General features: G+C 68.5%; 17 protein-coding genes. 11 read left to right on the forward strand and 6 right to left on the reverse strand.

The features are described from left to right. Nucleotides 1-57: 57 nt before the first annotated feature. Nucleotides 58-840 carry a crotonase/enoyl-CoA hydratase family protein gene (locus tag KEC55_RS27750; protein ID WP_282508300.1) on the reverse strand — a complete coding sequence of 261 codons (783 nt, stop codon included), beginning with the start codon at nt 838-840 and terminating at the stop codon, nt 58-60. A gap of 134 nt (nt 841-974) precedes the next feature. On the opposite strand from KEC55_RS27750, the gene KEC55_RS27755 reads away from it, so the two are divergent. The 4 genes from KEC55_RS27755 (at nt 975) to KEC55_RS27770 (ending at nt 3,543) form a co-directional block, all read left to right on the forward strand. Continuing rightward, complete coding sequence (locus tag KEC55_RS27755) at nt 975-1,742, forward strand: IclR family transcriptional regulator (protein WP_282508301.1); 768 nt, start codon at nt 975-977, stop codon at nt 1,740-1,742. Nucleotides 1,743-1,828: 86 nt separating this feature from the next. Further along, nucleotides 1,829-2,887 (forward strand): CaiB/BaiF CoA transferase family protein, encoded by a 1,059-nt coding sequence (locus tag KEC55_RS27760; protein WP_282508302.1) that lies wholly within the window; start codon nt 1,829-1,831, stop codon nt 2,885-2,887. 136 nt (nt 2,888-3,023) lie between these two features. After that, a complete protein-coding gene (locus tag KEC55_RS27765) occupies nt 3,024-3,272 on the forward strand; it encodes a type II toxin-antitoxin system Phd/YefM family antitoxin (RefSeq protein ID WP_048023838.1) in 249 nt (82 codons plus the stop codon). Next, the gene (locus tag KEC55_RS27770) at nt 3,262-3,543 is read left to right on the forward strand and encodes a type II toxin-antitoxin system RelE family toxin (RefSeq protein ID WP_282508304.1); all 282 of its coding nucleotides are present in this window, start codon (nt 3,262-3,264) and stop codon (nt 3,541-3,543) included. The genes KEC55_RS27765 and KEC55_RS27770 overlap by 11 nt, the downstream gene beginning before the upstream one ends. A 93-nt stretch (nt 3,544-3,636) precedes the next feature. Here KEC55_RS27770 and KEC55_RS27775 read toward each other — a convergent pair whose 3' ends face one another. Further along, complete coding sequence (locus KEC55_RS27775; RefSeq protein ID WP_011353771.1) at nt 3,637-4,080, reverse strand: PaaI family thioesterase; 444 nt, start codon at nt 4,078-4,080, stop codon at nt 3,637-3,639. Nucleotides 4,081-4,351: 271 nt separating this feature from the next. Between KEC55_RS27775 and KEC55_RS27780 the strand changes: the two genes are divergently transcribed. Beyond that, the gene (locus KEC55_RS27780; protein ID WP_282508305.1) at nt 4,352-5,971 is read left to right on the forward strand and encodes a methyl-accepting chemotaxis protein; all 1,620 of its coding nucleotides are present in this window, start codon (nt 4,352-4,354) and stop codon (nt 5,969-5,971) included. On the opposite strand, the gene KEC55_RS27785 is transcribed toward KEC55_RS27780, so the two are convergent. Then, a complete protein-coding gene (locus KEC55_RS27785; protein ID WP_282508306.1) occupies nt 5,944-7,053 on the reverse strand; it encodes an AGE family epimerase/isomerase in 1,110 nt (369 codons plus the stop codon). The two genes, KEC55_RS27780 and KEC55_RS27785, sit on opposite strands and share 28 nt — an antisense overlap. Before the next feature lie 114 nt (nt 7,054-7,167). Between KEC55_RS27785 and KEC55_RS27790 the strand changes: the two genes are divergently transcribed. The 4 genes from KEC55_RS27790 to KEC55_RS27805 all read left to right on the forward strand — a co-directional run bounded on the left by KEC55_RS27790 (nt 7,168) and on the right by KEC55_RS27805 (nt 10,262). After that, nucleotides 7,168-7,866, forward strand: coding sequence for an MgtC/SapB family protein (locus KEC55_RS27790; protein WP_282508307.1), 699 nt, complete (start codon nt 7,168-7,170; stop codon nt 7,864-7,866). A gap of 92 nt (nt 7,867-7,958) precedes the next feature. Continuing rightward, nucleotides 7,959-9,284, forward strand: a complete 1,326-nt coding sequence (locus KEC55_RS27795) for a flagellar hook-length control protein FliK (RefSeq protein WP_282508308.1) — start codon at nt 7,959-7,961, stop codon at nt 9,282-9,284. A 175-nt stretch (nt 9,285-9,459) separates the two neighbouring features. Continuing rightward, nucleotides 9,460-9,615 carry a hypothetical protein gene (locus tag KEC55_RS27800; protein WP_167361908.1) on the forward strand — a complete coding sequence of 52 codons (156 nt, stop codon included), beginning with the start codon at nt 9,460-9,462 and terminating at the stop codon, nt 9,613-9,615. A gap of 167 nt (nt 9,616-9,782) precedes the next feature. Continuing rightward, nucleotides 9,783-10,262, forward strand: a complete 480-nt coding sequence (locus tag KEC55_RS27805; protein ID WP_282508309.1) for a GNAT family N-acetyltransferase — start codon at nt 9,783-9,785, stop codon at nt 10,260-10,262. 130 nt (nt 10,263-10,392) lie between these two features. Here the strand turns inward: KEC55_RS27805 and KEC55_RS27810 are convergent, their stop codons facing one another. From KEC55_RS27810 to KEC55_RS27820, 3 genes are all read right to left on the reverse strand, one after another. Then, nucleotides 10,393-13,500 (reverse strand): heavy metal translocating P-type ATPase, encoded by a 3,108-nt coding sequence (locus KEC55_RS27810; protein ID WP_282508310.1) that lies wholly within the window; start codon nt 13,498-13,500, stop codon nt 10,393-10,395. 176 nt (nt 13,501-13,676) lie between these two features. Further along, nucleotides 13,677-14,000 (reverse strand): type II toxin-antitoxin system HicB family antitoxin, encoded by a 324-nt coding sequence (locus KEC55_RS27815; protein WP_282508311.1) that lies wholly within the window; start codon nt 13,998-14,000, stop codon nt 13,677-13,679. Further along, the gene (locus KEC55_RS27820) at nt 13,997-14,251 is read right to left on the reverse strand and encodes a toxin HicA (RefSeq protein WP_282508312.1); all 255 of its coding nucleotides are present in this window, start codon (nt 14,249-14,251) and stop codon (nt 13,997-13,999) included. Before KEC55_RS27820 ends, KEC55_RS27815 begins: the two co-directional genes overlap by 4 nt. 266 nt (nt 14,252-14,517) lie before the next feature. Here KEC55_RS27820 and KEC55_RS27825 point away from each other — a divergent pair, with 266 nt between their 5' ends. After that, complete coding sequence (locus KEC55_RS27825; protein ID WP_282508313.1) at nt 14,518-15,954, forward strand: DUF1254 domain-containing protein; 1,437 nt, start codon at nt 14,518-14,520, stop codon at nt 15,952-15,954. Nucleotides 15,955-16,102: 148 nt separating this feature from the next. Next, nucleotides 16,103-19,882, forward strand: coding sequence for a DUF748 domain-containing protein (locus KEC55_RS27830; RefSeq protein WP_282508314.1), 3,780 nt, complete (start codon nt 16,103-16,105; stop codon nt 19,880-19,882). Nucleotides 19,883-19,904 lie beyond the last annotated feature (22 nt).

The following is a 19,904-nucleotide window of genomic DNA, read 5'->3' on the forward strand; positions in this document are numbered from 1 at the left end:
TTCGATGCGCCGGCAGGCCGGCACGCGCCGGCTGCACGGCCGTGATGCGTCGCGGGTTCAGCCGCGCGCGGCGAACAGCGCGTTCACCGCCGCGCGATGTTCGGGCGTCGCGTGCGCGAACGCCTGGTACGAGGCCGACAGGTCGAGCAACGTGTCGAGGCTCGCGTGGCGGCCTTCGCGCAGCAGCCGCTTGGTCAGGCGCAACGCGGTGCCCGAGTGACGGGCGATGCGCCCGGCCAGTTCATGTGCGTGCGCCAGGAGGTCGCCGTCGGGCACGACGTGCGACACGAGCCCGCAGCGCAGCGCGGCTTGCGCGTCCAGCGCATCGCCCGTGAACGACATTTCCGCGGCGACGGCGGCGCCGACGATCCGCGGCAGGAACCATGCGCCGCCGTCGCCGGGCACGAGCCCGAGGGCGATGAAGCTCTCGGCGAAGCGCGCGCGGTCGGCAGCGATGCGGATGTCGCACATGCACGCGAGATCGGTGCCGGCGCCGATTGCCGGGCCGTTGACCGCCGCGATGGCCGGCACTTCGAGTTGCTGGAACGCTTGTGCAACGCGCTGAATGCCGCGGCGGTAGCTGGTCCGGATCGCGGCAAGATCGTGCGGGTCCGATTCCATGAGCGCGCGCATCGCCTTCACGTTGCCGCCCGACGAGAACGTCGTGCCGGCGCCGGTCAGGACCAGCACGCGGATCGATTCGTCGCGGTTCGCGTCGTCGCAGCATTCGGTTAGCGCGTCGATCGCATCGGTGTCCGAAATGGCGTTGCGGGTTTCGGGACGGTTCATCGTGACGGTCAGGATCGGACCCTGCCGTTCACGGATCAGAAAGGCTGCCATGGTGTCTCCGTGTGTTCCGTGCCGCGGGACTTCACGCCGCGGGCCGAAGCCTAGTATCTTCACGACGGTCGGCGGCGGGAAATTCCGTTCCACATATGTGGAAGGCCCGTCCCGGTCGCGGCGGAGAGGACGGGATGAGCGGAAACGTGGTCAAGAGCGCGGCGCGCGTGTTCGAGGTGCTGGAACTCTTCAGCGCATTGCAGCGGCCGCTGAGCGTGCGCGAGATCGCCACGCGCTGCGGGTATCCGGGGTCGAGCGCGGCGGCGCTGCTGACCAGCATGAAGGCGCTCGGCTATCTCGCGTACGACGATGCGACCCACGCATATGCGCCGACCGCAAGGCTCGTCAATCTCGGCGAAGCGCTGGTCGATTCGGCGGCCGGCAGCCGGCGGCACTGGCATGCCGTCGCGAAACGGCTGGCGCTACGCACGCACGAGGCGGTCGTGATCGCGGTGCAGAGCGACCTGTACGTGCAGTACATCGATGCGGTCGAGGGCTCGCATAAGATTCCGATCCAGTTTTATGCGCCGATCGGCACGCGTCGCGAGATGTGCATGTCGGGGCTCGGCTGGGCGCTGCTGAGTCTTCAGCCGGACAGCACGATCCGCCGGCTCGTGTCGCGCAGCATCCGCCGGATCGGGAAGTCGGGCAGGACGATCGACGAGGACGTCGTGCTCGACAAGGTCGAGCAGACGCGCCGGCTCGGTTATTCCTATTCGGCGCATACGGTCACGCAGGGCGCCGCGATGATCTCGATGGTGATCGCGGACGGCTGGAACGGCCTGCCGCTGGCGATGGGGGTGGCCGGGCCCGTCGAGCGGATCGACGCGCGTCGCGACGCGATCGTGCGGGCGATGCGCGAGGCGCTGGACGCGCAGCGCCCGGAAGCGGCGGCGGGCTAGCCGGACGAGGCCGGCGCGCACGGGCATTCGCATAGAATCGGGAGGTTTCGCCGCTCCCGTTCCGGCTGCATTTCAGCGAGGTCGCCATGTCATTGAACGCGCCGCTTTCCGGCATCCACATCGTCGAATTCGAAGGTCTCGGCCCCGGCCCGCTCGCGGGCTGGATGCTTGCCGAGATGGGCGCACGCATCACGCTGATCGCGCGCCCGTCCGGCCGTACGAGCGCGCCGGACGCGCTGCGGGCTCGCGACGGCGACCTGCTGCGCGAAGGCAAGACGATCGTCGAGCTCGACCTGAAGTCGCCGGCCGGCCGTGAGGCCGCGCTCGATCTGATCGCGCAGGCCGATGCGCTGATCGAGGGCCTGCGGCCCGGCGTGATGGAGCGGCTCGGCCTCGGCCCCGACGATTGCGCGCGCCGCAACCCGAAGCTCGTGTACGGGCGGATGACCGGCTGGGGCCAGCATGGCCCGCTTGCGGCCGCGGCCGGGCACGACCTGAACTACGTCGCGTTGACGGGGCTGCTGTCGCTATCGGCACCGAACGACGGCCGGCCGGGCTTGCCGCCGACCGTCGTCGGCGATGCGGGCGGCGCGCTCGGGCTCGCGTTCGGGATCGTCTGCGCGCTGTTCGACGTGCGCGGCGGCGGGCCGGGGCGTGTGGTCGACGGCGCGATCGTCGACATCGTGTCGATGCTCGGCTCTCTGGCGCTGTGGGCACGCTCGAACGGGCAACTCGACGGTGCGCAGCCGAGCCTGTTCCACGATGCGCCGTTCTACGACGTATATCGCTGCGCGGACGGCGAATGCGTGACGATCGGCGCGCTCGAACCGCCGTTCTATGCGTTGCTGGTCGAACGGCTCGGGCTGACCGACGTCGATCCGGCGTCGCAGTACGACCGCGCGTGCTGGCCGGCGCTGAAGGCGCGTTTCGCCGAGGTGTTCGCGCAGCAGCCGTCCGCGCACTGGCGCGCGCTGCTCGAAGGCACCGACGCGTGTTTCGCGCCGCTGCTGAGCGTGGCCGACGCGGTCACGCATCCGCACAACGTGGCGCGCGGGATCTATCGAACCGACGAGAACGGGAACGTGCGGGCGCGGGTGGCGCCGCGCTTTTTGCCGTTGACGGGGGATGGGGCCGATCCGGCGTAGTGTGCAAGTCGATTCGGTCTGGCGCTTGCAAAACCGAGTGTCGGCACGGCAGTGGCGAATAAAATTAGTGCTAATTTTGGTGCGAAATTTAGATTAAATAGAGTACAATCGATGCCTTGTTGAAGAAGGAGTCGACATGCCTCATACCATTCTGGCCAGCGTGACCGCGAGCGTTTCGGAACTGAAACGGAACCCGATGGGGACGGTCGCGGCAGGAGAGGGCTTTCCGGTCGCGATTCTGAATCACAACGAGCCTGCGTTCTATTGCATTCCGGCGAAGACGTGGGAAGCCATGGTCGAACGCCTGGAAGACATCGAAGACAATGCATTGGCCGATTCGCGCGCCAAGGAGAAGGTCGTCAAGGTCAAGCTGAATGACCTTTGAACTAGCCTTTCTCGAACCTGCATTGAGGGAGTGGAAGAAGCTCGATCGCACTGTTCGCGATCAATTCAAGACCAAGCTCGCCGAGCGGCTCGAGAATCCTCGCATCCCGTCGGCCAAGTTGCATGGGCACCCGGATCGCTACAAGATCAAGCTGCGCAGCGTCGGTTACCGACTTGTCTACGAAGTGCGCGATGCGGAAGTCGTCGTTCTCGTCGTGGCAGTCGGGCGGCGTGAGCGCGATGCAGTCTATCTTGCCGCGATGAAACGTTAGAGCAGGACGCACCGTACATGTGCGCGGTCTTGCTGCCATGTCCAAAGATTGGGTTCGAGTTCACGCACGTCGTTCGGCGTGCCGACAATCGCTTTAGGCCGTCTCTTCCGGCGCATCCGGCATCTTCCCGTCGCCGACGCGGTTAATCGTGCCTTGCGCGATCGCGACGAGCCGCTCGTGATCGCCGTCGATGACGAACACGTGACACTGGCAGGTCGCCTGGTGCCGGCCCGCATAAACGAGTTTCGCACGCGCGACGAGCGTGCCGTTCACGGCCGGCCGCAGGTAGTTGATCTTGTATTCGGCGGTGATCACGCGCGGGCCGAGCACGAGCGCGCCGGCGAACGTCAGCGCATTGTCCGCGAGATAGCTGATGACGCCGCCGTGCACGAAACCGTGCTGCTGCCGCAGTTCTTCGCGCACGGGCAGACACAGCGACACTTCGTTGTCGCCGATGTGCATCAGCTCCGTGCCCAGCAGCATGCTGAACGGTTGCGCGCGCAATGCGCCGCGCGCGTGGTCCGTGATGTCGGTCATCGAACTTCCCTCGAAATGAGTGCCCGCTTGCGCTGAACTCTAGGAAGGGGGCTGCGGATAAGCAAGGAAATTCGTCCACGTTTCGCGCAAATTCCGGTGCGATGCGCCGAGATTGTTGCGTCAAATACCGAAGATCTCCCGGTTTGCAGGCGATTCCGCGGGAATGCGCGGGCAACGCGCACTTTGCCGCCTTCGGTTCCTAAAGTCCGACGAAGAAATGCCGCTAATGCCGGGGCATTGCCTCATCGTCCGCTCTCCAGGAATCTCCCCCATGTTCGGAAAAATCAAGCTCGCGTCGGGTCTGCTCGGCGTGTTGACCGTGTTTTGCCTCTTCCTGCTCGCGATCGAAGCGCTCGGCTTCTGGGCGCTCACGTCGACGCGCAGCGGTGTCGACGACCTGTCGAACGTCGCGATCGCGCAGGTCGACGCGGCCAGCCGGGCGACCGAGCAGTTGCTCGACGCGCGCATCAACCTGTCGCGCGCCGGCACGCGGATGGTGCGTGGCGGCCCCAAGCCGGAAGACATCATTCGCCATGCGGGCGCGTCGCTCGCGGAAGCGGACAAGGCGTTCGCCGTGCTGACGGCCGCGCAGGCGGTCGACGACACGAACCGTGCGCGCGTCGCGGCGCTGACCGAGCGCTATCGTGCGCTGCGCGGCGCGCTGGGCGAACTCGTGCAGTTCCTCGACGCCGACAACATCCAGGCCTTCCTCGACCAGCCGACGCAAAGCATCCAGGACGCCTATATCGCCGAACTGCACCGCTTCACCGACTACGGCGGCGTATCGAGCCGCGCGGCCCTCGACACGATCGACGGCGGCATGCTCTGGTTCAAGTCGGTCGGCATCGTGCTGCTGGTGGCGATGCTCGCGGCGAGCGCCGCGATCTACGCGGCCGCGCGGCGCGCGGTCGTCGCGCCGCTGGAGGAAGCCGGCCGCCATTTCGAGCGGATCGCGCAGGGCCGGCTCGACGAAGCCGTGCGTGCGGGCGGCGTGTTCGAGATCGACCGGATGCTGCGCGGCCTCGCCACGATGCAGACGAGTATCGCGGGCACCGTGCGCACGGTGCGCCACGCGTCCGATGCGATCCACCTTGGCGCGGGCGAGATCGCGGGCGGCAACGCCGACCTGTCGGCGCGCACGGGCACGCAGGCCGCGTCGCTCGAGGAAACAGCCGCCAGCATGGAGGAACTGACCGCGACCGTCCGGCAGAACACCGACAGCGCGCGTGCGGCGAGCGCGCTGGCCGATGCGGCGCTCGAGGCGACGAGCCACGGCGGCGGCGTGGTCGACAGCGTGATCGACCGGATGCGCGGCATCGCGCAGAGTTCGGGGCGGATCGCGGAGATCATCTCGGTGATCGACGGTATCGCATTCCAGACCAACATCCTCGCGCTGAACGCGGCGGTCGAGGCCGCGCGGGCCGGCGAGCAGGGGCGCGGTTTCGCGGTGGTCGCGGGCGAAGTGCGCTCGCTCGCGCAGCGCAGCGCGCAATCGGCGAAGGAGATCAAGGCGCTGATCGAGGATTCGGTCGCGCAGATCAACGGCGGCGCGGAACTCGTCGAGCGCGCCGGCGAGGCGATGCGGACGGTGTCGGCGTCGATCACGCGCGTCGTGCAGACGATGTCGGAGATCACCGCGGCGTCGGTCGAGCAGAGCGTCGGGATCGAGCAGGTGAATCAGGCCGTCACGCAGATGGATCAGCTCACGCAGCAGAACGCGGCGTTGGTCGAGGAAGTCGCGGCAGCGGCCGCGTCGCTGAACGACCAGACCGCGCACCTGATGCAGGCGGTGTCGGTGTTCGAGTTGGGCGACGGACGTGCCGCACGCGGCGAGCGCGCGGCGCCGTCGTTCGCCGGCACGGGTTACGAACCGGCCGGCAGCGCCGCGTAGGCGGTCGCGAGGTGGTAGGGCGTCGTCGACGGCATGTCGGCGCGCGCGACCTGCCCGTCGGCGGTCTTGCACTCGAACCAGCCGCGCGGATGCAGGAAGCGCGCGGCGAACCGCTCGATCTGCCGCGCGAGCGGCGCGGAGGCCGGCGTGCCGCCGTGCGTCGCGAGCGCGCGCAGGTATTCGGTCTGCGCCCAGATCCGCTGCGTGCCGTCGACGCACGCGCCTTGCGCGTCGAGCGCCGCGCAGACGCCGCCCGTCTGCGGATCGACGCCATATTGCTCCGCGAACGTGAACGCACGCGACAGCGCGGCGGGGAGGCCCGTTCGCGCGAGCCGCGCGCCGGCCGCATCGACCAGGTAGAACCATTCGAACTGATGACCGGGCTCGAAACGGTTGTCTGCCGCGCCGAGCGGCAACTCGGCCACGCAGCCGGTCGCCGTATCGACGAACGTGCGCTCGACGGCTTGCGCGGTGTGCGCGAGCGCATCGTCGAACGCTGCGTCGCCGAATGCATCGGCAGCCGCGAGCCACGCTTCGGTCAGGTGCATCAGCGGATTCTGCAGCGCCCCGCTGCCGGATGACGAGAAATCGGCGTGGCGCGCCGCGTCGAGCAGCGCGTCGCCAGGGCGCGGCGCGAAACGATCCCGGATCAGCGCGGCGGTCTCCTCGGCCACCACGCGCGCGGCGGCGTCGCCCGACGCCGCATACCACGCGGCGCACGCGAACACGATGAATGCGTGCGTATAGAGGTCCTTGGTCGTATCGAGCGGCGCGCCCTGCGCGTCGACGCTGTAGATCCAGCCGCCGTGGCGCGTGTCGCGAAAGCGCCGGCACAATGCGTCGAACAGCGTGGCCGCGTGCGCGGTGTCGCCGGCCTGCGCGAACACGAACAGTTGCCGCGCGCACGCCATTGCGCGATAACGGGTCACGGGCAGCGGCGCGTGGGTGGCCGGATCGACGGCCTCGAACGGCAGTTGCAATGTCTGGTCGAACCCTGAACCCCGCCAGATCGGCAAGACGACGTGCGCGAAATGGTGGCGCAGCTGGGCGGCCTGGGCGGAAGCGGAGTCGGAAACGGGCATGACGGGGTTGAGCGCTTGGGTCGAAACGTGTCGGCGCGGCCCGGAGGATCGGCGCGGCCGGGGCCAAGGATAAAACATTCCGCGCGGCCGGCACCAAAAAAGGAGAGAAATCGGATGCTCAGCAACCTGGAACTCGTGATGCGGCTGGTTCTCGCGGCGGCGCTCGGCAGCGTCATCGGCTTCGAGCGCGAGCGCCTGTCGTGGGCGGCCGGCCTGCGCACGCACATGCTGGTGTGCGTCGGCTCGACGCTGATCATGATCGTGTCGGCGTTCGGATTCGCCGACGTGCTCGGCAGCAGCGAGCACATCGTGCTCGATCCGTCGCGGATCGCCGCGCAGGTCGTGTCGGGCATCGGCTTTCTCGGTGCGGGCTCGATCCTGCTGCGCGGCGAGATCGTGCGCGGGCTGACGACGGCCGCGAGCCTGTGGTCGGTCGCGGCGATCGGCCTCGCGGTGGGCGGCGGGCTCTACGTCGCGTCGATCTCGGCGACGATCATCATCCTGATCATCCTGGCCGGCATCAAGCCGCTGGAGCGCCGCTATTTCACGGTGCGCCAGCGCCGGCAGCTCGCGCTGACGGTCGTGAGCGGCACGCTGAACTTCGATTCGCTGCATGCTGCGCTCGGCCCGGACAGTGCGCGCGTGAAGCAGTTCATCGTGCAGCGCGCCGACGACACGGGCGAGCACGACGAAGTGCGCATCGCGCTCGCGCGGGTGTCGGAACTCGAATACCAGGCGATCTGCGACAAGCTGCGTGCGCTGAAGGGCGTCACGCGTTTCGAAGAAGGCAACGGGCTGTCGGGCGACGAATAGGCTGAATCGGCAACGGAGCATGCGACAATGGCCGGCCACCGATTCCGTTCGACATCCGGCTCCGCGCCTGCGGGCCCCGCCATCCGATTTCCATGACCGAATCCGTTTCCTCGCCTCGCCCCCGCTCCCGTTCCAGTCGTTCGTCGTCCCGTTCCCGCCAGCGCTCGGCCGCTGCCGCGGGCAGCACGTCCGCGAGGGCGACGGCGCGGCCTGGCAACGCGCCGGCCAGCGATGCGCCGCGGGACGAACGGACGCTCGACCTGTTCGGCGATCCGGTGCTCGAGCCGGGCGAGCGTGCGCCGGTTGCGGCGCGCGACGAGGCAGTAGCGGACGCTGAGGCGGTGGCCGCCGCGGACGGGCGACAGGCCACGCTGGACGGATTCATCGCGCCGGAGGGCGCGACTGCGGCCGGGCACACGGCAGCGGAAGGCGCGGTGCCGCCGGAGGTTGTGGTGGCGGTCGAAGGTGTTTCGACATCTGTAGGCGGTGTGGCTGCGAGCGTCGACGGCGCATCTGTCGGTGGTGGTGACGCGAAGGCAGCCGATTCGCCTGCGGTCGACGGCGCCGCAAAGGCGGCGACCACGCTGCAAGCGGCCGATGGCGCTGCGGCGAAGTTGATCGAATCGCCAGCGGCAGACGCTGAAGTCGCGAAGTCCGCAGCCGAGGTTGCGGCCGTCAAATCCCGTGAAGGGAAATCTTCCGGCGACGCCGTGAAGGAGCGCCGCCCATCGTCGGGCGGCAAACGCCGGGCGGGTGCCGGCGCAAGCGAAGCGGCGGCGATGAAATCCGCGCCGGCTGCGACGAGCGTCGACGCGGTACCGGAAGCGGTTGAATCGACCGGCTCGCCGGACGTTGCCGCTGCGCCCGCCGAGCCGCAGACACCGGTTCAACCTGCCGAGCCGGCAATGGCCACGAATTCCGAGATCCCCAGTGAGGCTACCGCGCAGTCCGACGTTGCGCCGCCACTTGTCACGCAGCCGGTGGCTTCCGCTGCGTCCTTCGTGACGAAGCCGTCCGCGGAACGCGCGCAACCGGCCGCACCGGTCTTCGACCCGGATACGCACCTGCGCCCGCTGACCGACCGGTTCGCCGCGCTGCAGGCCGACGTGGACGGCCTGCAGCGCACGGCCGATCGCGAGATGCGCCGCGTCAATCGCCTGCTGCTGGCGCTGGCCGTCGTCGTGCTGGCCGGGCTCGTCGCACTGGTGCTGCAAACGCGGCAGATCGCGCACCTGAAACAGGACGCGGCCGCCAAGCAGCAGCGGATCGATCGCCTCACGGCCGATCTGTCGACGCAGCAGGCGACGCTGATGACGCTCGAGGAACACCACGAAGCGCTCCTGTCGCAAGTCGACCGGCTGCAGCGCACGGCGAACCGCGAGGCGGCCGTCGCGAAGCGAGCCCGCCGGACGCGTTAATTTCTCTGACCCTATCATGAAAGCCTTGCGGGGCAAGGGGCGCTGTTTCGCGGTCGCGATCGGCTGTCGCGCACATGCGGCAAACTGATGCGGCTCACTGGCAGAGTTCAGGGAAAACCCTTAGAATGGAGTCCATCTAAGGGGAAACCCTAGCTACATCTGTCAGGAGTCTCACATGAGCTTCATCTTCGCCCTGCTGCAAAAGATCGACGACCTGTTCGTGTCGCCGCACCTGCCCCTCGACGCCGAATACTCGTACGCTGCGCGTCGTGCCGAAGCCGAGCGCGTGCGCCGTGCGCACCTCGTACCGATCGTCCTGTACCGTCGCTGATTCGCTGATTCGCTGATTCGCTGATTCGCTGATTCGCTGATTCGCTGATTCGCTGATTCGGCGCGGCGCTCGCCGCACCTGCCTGCCCGCTTTCCACCGCCGCATTGCGCGCCGGTGCGACCGTCCCGCTACACTGGAAGTCCGATTGTCTTTACGGTGACCGGGCCATGCTGCAGATGCGGCCGATGACGGCCGGCGAATTCCATGCGTACCGCACGCGAGCCATCGACGGTTACGCGCGCGATCTCGTTTTATCCGGACAGAACGCTGTCGAAGACGCTGCCGATCGTGCGCGCGCCTGTTTCGACATGCTGTTGCCGGACGGCCTGCTGACCGCCGGCCAGACCCTCGTGATGCTCATCGACGGCGCCAGCGGCGACGCGGTGGGCGACCTTTGGTACGCGATCGTACCCGAAGGGCCGAACCACACGCTGTTCATCTACGATCTCGACATCGTGCCGTCCCGGCGCCGCCAGGGCTGGGCCACACGCACGCTCGATGCACTCGCCGCCGAGGCGCGCCGGTACGGCGTCACCGAGATCGGTCTGTCGGTCTTCAATCACAACACGGCGGCCCGTGCGCTGTATCGTGCGTGCGGCTTCGCGCCAATCACGACGACGTTGATCAAACCGGTCGTATCGGACTGAATCCACCGGCCGTCACGTATTGCCGATCCGGTGCGCCGCAACCGGCATATGCCGTCAATCCTTCCGATCCTTCCTGTCGACAGATAACCGAACGGCCATTCTGCCGTCCGGCCATCGCCACCGGCACGCATCAGCGTGCGCGGCCTTTCCATCTCCGCAACAGCAACGCGTTGGTCACGACGCTGACGCTGGAAAACGCCATCGCCGCGCCCGCGATCACCGGGTTCAGCAGGCCGAGCGCCGCGAGCGGCACGCCGACCAGGTTGTAGACGAACGCCCAGAACAAGTTCTGCTGGATCTTCCGGTACGTGCGTTTCGAGATGTCGATCGCGTCGGCGACGAGCGCCGGGTCGCCGCGCATCAGCGTGATGCCGGCCGTGTGCATCGCGACGTCCGTGCCGGTTGCCATCGCGATGCCGACATCGGCCGCGGCGAGCGCGGGCGCATCGTTGATCCCGTCGCCGACCATCGCGACGACCCCGCCGTGCGTGCGCTTCAGCTCGGCGACGACGCGCGCCTTGTCGTCGGGCAACACTTGCGCATGCACTTCGCCGATGCCGAGCGCCGCCGCGACGGCCGTCGCGCTGCCGCGGTTGTCGCCGGTCACGAGCGCGCTGACGACGCCGCGTGCCGACAGCGCCGCGATCGCGTCGCGGGCGCCCGGCTTCACGGTGTCGCCGAATGCGATCAGCGCGAGCAATGCGCGCGGCGCATCGGCACGCATCAGCCACGAGATCGTGTTGCCGGCGCGTTCGAGCTCGGCCGCGCGGACGTCGAGCTCCGGCGGCACCGCGATGCCGAGCTCGTCGCGCCAGCGCGTGCTGCCGAGCGCAAGCAACTGCTCGCCGACGCGCGCTTCCACGCCGCGTCCGGCCACCGCGCGTGCATCGACTGCCACGGCCGGCGGTGCCGTTACGTCGCGTGCGGCAACGTCCGCATCGTGCGCGGCGACCACGGCACGCGCGAGCGGGTGGTCGCTCTGACGCTGCACGGCCGCCGCAAGCGCGAGCGCTTCGCCGCGCGGCACGCCCACGGCCTCGAACGCCGTCACGGACGGCTTGCCTTCGGTCAGCGTGCCGGTCTTGTCGAATGCGATCACGGTCGTGCGCTGCGCGAGTTCGAGCGCTTGCGCGTCCTTGATCAGCACGCCGTGCCGCGCCGCGACGCCCGTGCCGGCCATGATCGCGGCGGGCGTCGCGAGGCCGAGTGCGCACGGGCAGGCGATCACGAGCACCGCGACCGCATTGAGGATCGCGGTTTCCATCCCGGCGCCGGCGATCAGCCAGCCGACCAGCGTCAGCACCGCGATGCCGAGGATCGCCGGCACGAACACTTCGCTGACCCGATCGACGAGCCGCTGGATCGGCGCCTTCTCGGCCTGCGCGGATTCGACGAGGCGGATGATGCGTGCGAGCGTCGTTTCCGCGCCGATCGCGGTGGTTGCGACGACGAGCGCGCCTTCGCCGTTGATCGAGCCAGCCGTGACGGCGTCGCCGTTGTCCTTCGGCACGGGCAGGCTCTCACCGGTGATCAACGATTCGTCGATGTGCGAGCGGCCCGACACGATCCGGCCGTCGACGGGGACGCGTTCGCCCGGGCGGATGCTGACCTGGGTGCCGACGCGTACCTGCGCCAGCGGTACGTCGCGTTCGACGCCGTGCTCGATGACGCGCGCCCGGTCGGGGCGCAACGCGTTCAGCGCACGGATCGCCTCGGTGGTCTGGCGCTTCGCGCGCGATTCGAGCCATTTGCCGAAGCGCACGAGCGTGACGATGACGGCCGACGCCTCGAAATACAGGTGGCCGGGATGCGCGGGATCGCGCAGCAGCATCCACAGGCTCAAGCCGTACGCGGCCGACGTGCCGAGTGCGACGAGCAGGTCCATGTTGCCGGTGCGCGCTTTCACCGCGTGCCAGGCTGCGCGGTAGAAGCGCGCGCCGAAGCCGAACTGCACGATCGACGCGAGCACGAGCTGGAGCCAGCCGGGCAGCATCAGGTCGATGCCGAACGGCGCGACGAGCATCGGCGCGACGAGCGGTGCGCTCAGCACGGCGGACCAGATCACGAGGTTGCGTTCGCGCACCGCTTCGCGGCGCTTGCGGGCGTCGGGGTCCTGCGCGACGCTGGCCGGTTGCGCGTCGGCGCCGGTCGTTGCGCCGGCTGACGGCGCGGCAGCGAGCGATGCACGGTAGCCGGCCGTGGTGACCGCCGCGATCAGCCTGGCGGCGTCGAGCGCGCCGGCGCCATGCACCGACGCGCGCTCGGTGGCGAGATTGACGGAAGCGTGCGCGACGCCCGGCACGGCGGCCAGCGCTTTTTCGACGCGGCCGGCGCAGGACGCGCAGGTCATGCCGCCGATGTCGAGTTCGAGGTCGGCCGAAGCGGCTGCAGGCGGCGCGGCGACGGCGACCGGTGTCGCACCGTAACCGGCCTGTTTCACCGCTTCGGCGAGCCGTGCGGCGGACACGTCGGCCGACGCGTCGACGGTGGCGCGTTCGGTCGCGAGGTTGACCGACGCGCGGGTGACGCCCGGCACGTTTGCCAGCGCCTTCTCGACGCGCGACACGCACGATGCGCAGGTCATCCCGTCGATGTCGAGTTCAATGCCGGCAGGTGTGGCAGGTGTGGCAGGTGTGGCAGGTGTGGCAGGTGTGGCAGGTGTGGCAGGTGTGGCAGGTACGGCGGCCGGGATCGCGAGATCGGGCGCCTTTGGCGTCGCACCATAGCCGGCCTGCTTCACGGCATCCGCCAGTTGCGATGCGGAAACGCCCGCCGCCGCGTCGACGGTGGCGCGTTCGGTTGCCAGGTTGACCGACGCGCGCGTGACACCCGACACCTTCGCCAGTGCCTTTTCGACGCGCGACACACATGACGCGCAGGTCATTCCATCAATATCGAGCTCGATCGTGGTTGCGGCGGGCGGAAGCGTGGCGGCTGCGGACGGCGATTCGTCGCGCTGCGCATCTGCCGCAGGCGCGGTCGCGACGGCTTCCACGGCCGCGTCGCGCACGGTGGCGCGGTAGCCGGCCTCACGGATGGCGTCGACGAGCCGGCCGGGCTCGACCGTGTCCTGCGCGGTGACCGTCGCCGCCTGCGCGTCGAGGTCGACTGCCGCATCGACGACGCCCGGCACGGCGGCCAGCGCGCGCTGCACGCGGCCCGTGCAGCCGCCGCAATGCATGCCGTCGACGCTCAGTTCGATCGTTTGCAGCGCTGCGGAGGCAAGTGGTTCAGTCATGTCGGATTCCCCAAAAGCGCGGTTCGTGCCGCGAATGGTTCCAGTATCAACATTCCCATGATGGTAAGGTCAAGCGTCGGCGACAACGCGACGCATGTCGATGTCCACAGGGTGTCACAACGCGACAGAAACAAACGCCCGGCTTCCAGACGGTGAGCCGGGCGGTCGTTACGTGGTCAGGCGCAGAGCTTGGCGCTCGCGAGGCGATTCAGGCTGACGCCTTGCTCGGCGGCCTGGATGACCAGCGCACGGTGCGCCTGCGGCGGGATGCGCACCTTGAATTCACCGCTGTAGGTGCGGTCGGCGATCGGTTCGGGCACCTGCTCGCCGTTTGCGGTCATATCGCGCACGACATCGGCGACGCGCCGGCGAATGCCCGCGAGTGCGCCTTCCGGCGTGGCGTCGAGCCACGAAAGAGACGGGAACTCCGCACAGAGGCCGACGTGTTCCCCGTCCTCCGGGGACCACGTTACGCGGTACGTAAAGTGGTCTTGGGTCATGATTTCCGTTCCTTCAGTCGATCGATCGCGTCGCGAGCTTGCCGCACCTGATACGCGTTCGCTTTCCCGCGATCATTCTGGATATTCACTCGAGGATCGCGTCGCCACGGTGTCTTGAAAATGGCGTGGCCGGAACCCGATTGGCGGGCCGCTCCGAAATGCGTCTCGAAGACCTTGAACAGATCGTTGAACCGCACGCTCGCGGGCTCGCGCCTCATTTGATCGGGGATCTTCCATTCGCTTGCCATCATGAATGGTGTCAATAGTGACACCAATTGTAGACGCTGGCCACGAACCCGCCGCCACGGCTCTTCCCGACGACAACCGAACTAGCGCCCGACCCGTTATTCGGCATATTGGGGGATGCCCTTAGGCGCTATGATACCGGCCTGACATCAGCGCCCACCGTTGCGACAAGTAGCGAAACGGCATCCGGGCAGGCTGGGGTGCCTTGCATTCGCCGTTCGCGAGACGAACAAGGCGTTGACTCAAAAGAACGATATTCGGCCAGTAATCGATGATTGAAAACCTGCAGGAATCAGTTTCTCTGCGGCGCGCGTGCGCGTCGCTGGCCATGGCGGCGTTGCTCACGGGGTGCGCGTCGCAACCGGACGCGATCCAGCGGAAAACCGGCTGGATGCGCGCCGAAGTCGCCGACTCCTATGTCTATGCGTATCCGCTCGTGCTGATGGACGTCGCGAAGGAAGCGGCGACGGGCGGCGACGGCGCGCAACCGGGGCAGGCGCCGCTCAACACGCTGCGCCATGCGCAGGCGCTGCCGCCTGTCGGTGCGGTCAATCCGCCGCTGCCGGGCGTCGATACCCTCGACTCGACCGGCTGGCTCGACATCGCCGCCGAACCCGTGATCGTCACGCTGCCCGACACGCGCGGCCGCTACTGGGATGCGCGTGCGCTCGACATGTGGACCAACGTGCTGTGGTCGTCGTCAAGCGTGGTGGCGCGCGGTGCCCGCGGCGGCGCGCGATCGCAAACGATTGCCTTCGCCGCGAAGGACTGGCAGGGCACGCTGCCGAAGGGCGCGCTGCGTGTCGACGTGCCGTCCGGCAACGCGTGGCTCGAAATACGGCTGCAGACGAGCGGCGGGCGCGACCTGACGAACGTGAAGAAACTGCAGCGCGCGATCCGCGTGGTGCCGCTGTCTGTTTACACAGGCGCCGCGCGCGGCGCGTCGGTCGCGGTCCATGCGGGCAGCGCACCGTCCGAAGCGGTGGGCGGCGGCACGCCGGCCGAGCAGGTGGCCGCACTCGACCCGAAGGCGTTCTTCACGCGCTTCGCGCAGGCGCTGCAGGACAACCCGGCGCCGGTCGACGACGCGCATGCGCTGGAACTGCTCGGCGACATCGGCGTGACGGCCGGCTACCCGGTGCTGTGGACGGGCGACCGCCTGACGGCCGCGACGGCCGGCGTCGCCGAGGCGCGCGCGCGGCTCGCGACGCCGCCGTCGAACCTGCTGAACGCGAACGGCTGGAGCTGGATCGGCGACACGGCCGGCAAGTACGGCCAGGACTACACGCTGCGCGCCTACGCGGCCTACACGCAGTTCGGCACCGCGACGCGCGACGACGAGACGCTCGCGGTCGTCCGCGTCGACAGCGATGGCCATCCGCTGAACGGCGCGAACCGCTACGTGCTGCATTTCGCGCCGGGCGCGCTCCCGCCGGCCCGCGCGTTCTGGACGCTCACGCCCTACACGACGAGCGGCGCGCTGCCCGACGTCGGGTCGGCGCGCCGCTCGCTCGGCGATCGCGACCGGCTGCGCCGCAACCACGACGGCTCGATCGACATCGTCGTGTCGGCGTCGCCGGGCGGCGCGCATGCGGGCAACTGGCTCCCGGCGCCGCGCACCGATTTCGCGCTCGCGTTGCGCCTGTACGCACCGAAGCCGCAGGCGAGCGACGGGTCGTGGATGCCGCCCGTCGTCGTCCGGAAATGAACGGATGACCGGCGGCGCTGTCCGACCGGCGGGCGCGACGGCGCCCGACTCCCGTACCGTCACCTCCTGAGCCTATACTTTCGGGATAGCGTGCGCGGCCGCCCGGTTCTCCGGCGCGGCCCGGCATCCATTCCCGAGGCATTCAAGCATGGCAAGCGCAGACAAAGAAACCGTATCCTCGACCCTCCATGCCCTCGGTGGCGTTGCACGCTCGCGCCGGACCCGGCGTATCGGCATCGGCGTGCTGATCTTCCTCGTATTGTTCGGACTGCTCGGGTTCTTCGCGGCGCCGCCGCTGATCCGCCACGTCGCCGAACAGCAGTTGAGCCAGCAGCTCGACCGGCCGGCCACGATCCAGCGCATCGCGCTGAACCCGTACACGCTGAACCTCGAAGCCGACGGCATCCACCTCGGCGAGCGTGGCGGCCAGGGCGACTTCGTCGACATCGGCAAGCTCGTTGTCAGGCCGTCGTGGTCGTCGCTGTTCCGCGGCGCGCCGATCGTCAACGAAATCCGGCTCGATTCGCCGCGCTTTCACATCGTCCGCTACGACGCGCAGCGCTTCAACTTCACCGACCTGATCGAGAAGTTTTCCGCGCCGTCGCCGAAGCCCGCAAGCAAGCCGACGCAGTTCTCGGTGTCGAACATCCAGGTCAACGACGGCCGGATCGACTTCGACGACCGCCTGCTGAATGAAAAGCACGTCGTCGACAACTGGACGCTCGGCATTCCGTATATCGCGACGCTGGCCTCGAAGACCGACATCTTCGTCGAGCCGAAGCTGCGCGCGCGCTTCGACGGCAGCCCGATCTCGATCGACGGCAAGACCAAGCCGTTCGCGCAGTCGCGCGAATCGGAGATCGCGCTGAAGTTCGATCGCCTCGACGTGCCGAAGCTGATCTCGTACGTGCCGGCGAAGCTGCCGGTGGCCGTGACGAGCGGCCTGCTGAGCAGCAACCTCGCCGTCAATTTCGTGATGAGCGGCGAGACGCCTGCGCTGCGCGTGTCGGGCACCGTCGACCTGAACGATGCGAAGGTGACGGACCACGCGTCCGCGCCGCTGTTCGCCGCGCGCGGCGTGCACGTCGCGGCAGCCAGCCTCGAGCCGCTGCGCAACGCGATGCACTTCGACGAGATCAGGATCGACCAGCCGGTGGTCGACCTGGCGCGCGACAAGCAGGGCGTGCTGAACGTCGAGAAGCTCGTCGCGCAGCCGGCCGCTGCCCCGAAGGCCGAAGCCGGCAAGCCGGCCGCCGCCGCTTCCGGTGCGGCCGTCGCCGCAGCCAGCGGCGCGCAGGCCGAAACCGCCGCCGCGAAGGAAGCGCCGCCGCTCGACCTGACGATCCGTCATTTCGCGATCGACGGCGGCACGGTCAACGTCGACGACCGCGTGCCGGCGACGCCGACCGCGATGTCGCTGACGAAGCTCGCCGCGACGCTCGACGGCTTCTCGCTGCTGGGCAAGACACCCGCGAAATACACGCTGTCGACGTCGCTGTCGCGCGGAGGCGACGTGACGGCCGAAGGCGCGTTCAATCTCGCCGACAAGCAGGCCGACACGAAGCTGACGATTGCTGCGCTCGCGCTGCCGGCGCTGCAGCCGTACCTCGGCGAGGCGACGCGCGCACGCGTGCTCGACGGCACGCTCGGCGCGACCGTCAACGCGAAGACCGACTGGGGCAAGACGCCGCTCGCCGCGGAAGTCGCCGACAGCACGATCAGCCTGAAGTCGCTGAAGCTTGCGACGCCCGACGGCAAGGCGCCCGCGATCGTGCTGCCCGACGCGAGCGCGAAGATCGCGAAGGTCGACGTCGCCACGCGTACCGCGGAGATCGCGAGCGTCGACGCGAGCGGGCTCGCGCTCGACGTGAAGCGCCTGAAGGACGGCAAGATCGACCTCGCGTCGCTGGCCGAACCCGCGCAGGCGTCGGTGCCGAAGCGCACGGTCGCGCGCAAGGCCGTGGCCGCCGCGCCGTCGTGGCATTACCGGATCGACGCACTGAACGTGAAGGATTCGTCCGCGAACTTCACCGACCTGTCGACGCCGCGTCCGGTGAAGCTGGCAATCAAGCCGCTGGAGCTGTCGGTGCAGAAGCTGAGCGACGACATGACGAAGCCGCTGCCCGTGCAGTTGAAGGCGACGCTGAACCGCAAGGGCTCGCTGAACATGACGGGCGACGTGACCGCGCAGCCGCTGAAGCTCGGCCTGAAGATCAACGGCAACCGCCTCGACGCCGCGGCGTTCGAGCCGTACTTCGGCAGCGCGCTGAACGCGATGATCGCGAGCGCTCTGCTCAATGCGCAGGGCAACCTGACGTTCGCGCAGGTGAAGGACACGCCGCGCGCGACCTATCGCGGCGACGTCGCGCTGGTCGACGTGCGGATGCTCGACAAGGCGACGTCCGACCCGTTCGCGGGCTGGCGCTCGCTCGCGCTGTCGAACCTGAAGGTGAACTACGACGAGAAGGGCACCGACGTCGACGCCGCGCGCGTGACGTTCTCGAACTTCTACGGCCGTGTGCTGCTCGATGCGCAGGGGCGGCTGAACCTGAAGGACGTGGTCGCGAAGGAGTCGGGCCCCGCGCAGTCGCTTACACGTGACGCGAGCAAGGGCGAGCCGGTGCCGCTGTCGCCCGGCATGACGCCGCCGGCCGCGGCCCAGGCCGCGCAGCAGGCGTCCGCGCCGGCCGCCGCGTCGGCGACGGTGGTCGTGAAGGCCGCGACGCCGCCGCAGAACCCGGTGCGGATGCACTTCGGCCAGCTCGTGCTGCAGGATGGCCGCGTCACGTACACGGACAACTTCATCAAGCCGAACTACACGGCGAACCTCGTCGCGATCAAGGGCACGGTCGGCGCGTTCGGCACCGATTCGACGACGGCCGCGCCGGTCGACGTCGCCGCGAACCTCGCGGGCAACGGGCCGATCTCGATCAAGGGTTCGGTGAACCCGCTGATCGAGAAGCCGGCGCTCGACCTGACGGCCACGGCGCACGACATCGAGCTGACCAACCTGACGCCGTACTCGGCGAAGTACGCCGGTTACCCGATCACGAAGGGCAAGCTCAACGTCGACCTGCATTACGCGCTCGAGAACGACCAGCTGAAGGCGAACAACCACATCTTCATCGACCAGCTCACGTTCGGCGATCACGTCGACAACGACACCGCGACGAAGCTGCCGGTGAAGCTCGCGATCTCGCTGCTGAAGAACACGCGCGGCCAGATCGACGTGAACCTGCCGGTGTCGGGTTCGCTGTCGAATCCGGAATTCAGCGTGGGCGGGCTGATCTGGCGCGCGGTGCTGAACCTGATCGCGAAGGCCGTCACGTCGCCGTTCTCGCTGCTCGCGAACGCGTTCGGCGGCGGCGGCGAGGATCTCGGCTACGTCGAGTTCGCGCCGGGCTCGTACGAGCTGACCGACGCGCAGCAGAAGAAGCTCGACACCGTCGTGAAGATGCTGACCGAGAAGTCGTCGATCCGTCTCGACCTGATCGGCCGCGTCGATCCGGCGCAGGACACGCCGGGGCTGCGCGACGCGTACGTCGAGCGTCTGGTGCGCCAGCAGAAGCTGAAGGACGTGGTCGGCCAGGGCGAGAGCATCGATCCGATGTCGGTGAAGGTCGACAAGGCTGAATACTCGAAGTACCTGACGCGCGCGTACAAGGCCGCCGACTTCAAGAAGCCGCGCAACCTGGTCGGCCTGCAGAAGACGCTGCCCGACGCGGACATGAAGCAGGCGCTCGCCGATCACGCGCCGGCCGACGACAATGCGCTGCGTGCGCTCGCGCAGCAGCGCGCGCAGGCCGTGCGCCAGTACCTCGACGGGAAGATCGATTCGAGCCGCGTGTTCGTCGTCGCGCCGAAGCTCGACGCGAAGGGCATCTCGGACAAGGGCGCGACGACCCGCGTCGACTTCGGGCTGCAGTAAGCCTTACCGTCATCCGCCGCCG

Source organism: Burkholderia cepacia (assembly GCF_029962485.1).
Classification (GTDB): Bacteria; Pseudomonadota; Gammaproteobacteria; order Burkholderiales; family Burkholderiaceae; genus Burkholderia.

Coding starts and splice junctions, on each gene's coding strand:
- KEC55_RS27750 (WP_282508300.1), bottom strand. CDS start 840: ATGGCAGCCTTTCTGATCCGTGAACGGCAGGGTCCGATCCTGACCGTC.
- KEC55_RS27755 (WP_282508301.1), top strand. CDS start 975: ATGAGCGGAAACGTGGTCAAGAGCGCGGCGCGCGTGTTCGAGGTGCTG.
- KEC55_RS27760 (WP_282508302.1), top strand. CDS start 1,829: ATGTCATTGAACGCGCCGCTTTCCGGCATCCACATCGTCGAATTCGAA.
- KEC55_RS27765 (WP_048023838.1), top strand. CDS start 3,024: ATGCCTCATACCATTCTGGCCAGCGTGACCGCGAGCGTTTCGGAACTG.
- KEC55_RS27770 (WP_282508304.1), top strand. CDS start 3,262: ATGACCTTTGAACTAGCCTTTCTCGAACCTGCATTGAGGGAGTGGAAG.
- KEC55_RS27775 (WP_011353771.1), bottom strand. CDS start 4,080: ATGACCGACATCACGGACCACGCGCGCGGCGCATTGCGCGCGCAACCG.
- KEC55_RS27780 (WP_282508305.1), top strand. CDS start 4,352: ATGTTCGGAAAAATCAAGCTCGCGTCGGGTCTGCTCGGCGTGTTGACC.
- KEC55_RS27785 (WP_282508306.1), bottom strand. CDS start 7,053: ATGCCCGTTTCCGACTCCGCTTCCGCCCAGGCCGCCCAGCTGCGCCAC.
- KEC55_RS27790 (WP_282508307.1), top strand. CDS start 7,168: ATGCTCAGCAACCTGGAACTCGTGATGCGGCTGGTTCTCGCGGCGGCG.
- KEC55_RS27795 (WP_282508308.1), top strand. CDS start 7,959: ATGACCGAATCCGTTTCCTCGCCTCGCCCCCGCTCCCGTTCCAGTCGT.
- KEC55_RS27800 (WP_167361908.1), top strand. CDS start 9,460: ATGAGCTTCATCTTCGCCCTGCTGCAAAAGATCGACGACCTGTTCGTG.
- KEC55_RS27805 (WP_282508309.1), top strand. CDS start 9,783: ATGCTGCAGATGCGGCCGATGACGGCCGGCGAATTCCATGCGTACCGC.
- KEC55_RS27810 (WP_282508310.1), bottom strand. CDS start 13,500: ATGACTGAACCACTTGCCTCCGCAGCGCTGCAAACGATCGAACTGAGC.
- KEC55_RS27815 (WP_282508311.1), bottom strand. CDS start 14,000: ATGACCCAAGACCACTTTACGTACCGCGTAACGTGGTCCCCGGAGGAC.
- KEC55_RS27820 (WP_282508312.1), bottom strand. CDS start 14,251: ATGATGGCAAGCGAATGGAAGATCCCCGATCAAATGAGGCGCGAGCCC.
- KEC55_RS27825 (WP_282508313.1), top strand. CDS start 14,518: ATGATTGAAAACCTGCAGGAATCAGTTTCTCTGCGGCGCGCGTGCGCG.
- KEC55_RS27830 (WP_282508314.1), top strand. CDS start 16,103: ATGGCAAGCGCAGACAAAGAAACCGTATCCTCGACCCTCCATGCCCTC.